Raw genomic sequence first — 552 nt, forward strand, 5'->3', positions numbered from 1 at the left:
GACGTTCCCGCTGGATGCAATGGCCGCGGCGGATCATGCGCATCACCTCAATACCGTTCAGGGTCGTAGAGGCGGTCTTCATGCGCTGGAAGCCACGCGTCGGCCGGATCATCCGTTTGAGCGCGCCATGGTCCGCTTCAAGGATGTTATTCAGATGTTTCGAGGTGCGGTGTACCACATCGTTCGGCAGAAGCCCTTCCTTCTGCAGGCGCAGGATGGCCTTCGGATAAGAAGCCAGTTTGTCGGTTGTGATGGATGAGGGAGGATAGTCGCTCATCGCCTTCAGAGCCTTGCGCAGGAAGCGATAAGCCGCTCCGGTATCACGCCGGCCGGACAGCATGGAGGCAATCAGCCGACCATGTTTATCGACCGCTCGAAACAAGTACCGCCAGCGCCCGCCCACTCGTACATAGGTCTCATCCACCTGCCATGAGCCTGAACGATGCCCCTGGTATGGTCGCACCCGCTTCTCAATCTCCGGGGCATAGCGTTGGACCCAACGAAAGATCGTGCTGGGACTGACGCTGATACCGCGCTCGGACATCATTTCAG

The 552-nt window shown here is 58.9% G+C and carries 1 protein-coding gene; it reads right to left on the reverse strand.

Going from position 1 to position 552, the window contains the following annotated elements:
* Positions 1–547, reverse strand: a 547-nt coding sequence (locus ACYVOK_RS34445; protein ID WP_460666798.1) for an IS6 family transposase, incomplete at its 3' end; no start/stop codon positions are given.
* Positions 548–552: the final 5 nt, after the last annotated feature.

It is taken from the genome of Kribbella swartbergensis (assembly GCF_054784135.1).